1 pseudogene is annotated in these 294 nt (G+C 70.7%); it reads left to right on the top strand.

The features are described from left to right. Positions 1-294: pseudogene (locus tag ACXAID_RS28490) on the top strand (HNH endonuclease); the annotation flags it as partial.

Consider the following 294-nt stretch of genomic DNA (forward strand, 5'->3'; position numbering starts at 1 on the left):
CCGAGGCCAAGAAGATCGCCGCGCGCCTGGACGCCGCCGCGGTCGTCGACCGGGCCGCCAAGGCCGCCGCCGATCGGTGTGTGAGTATCCGTCCGGCTCCCGACACCATGGTCTATGTGACCGCGCTGCTGCCGGTGGCCCAGGGGGTCGGGGTGTATGCCGCCCTCAAACGCGAAGCCGAGACCACCTTCGATGGTCGCTCGCGCGGGCAGGTCATGGCCGACACCCTCTACCAACGCGTCACCGGTACCGCGGTCACCGAGCCGGTGTCGGTGGCGCTGAACCTGGTGCTGG

The sequence above is a fragment of the Mycobacterium sp. ABE4_509 genome, assembly GCF_056160785.1.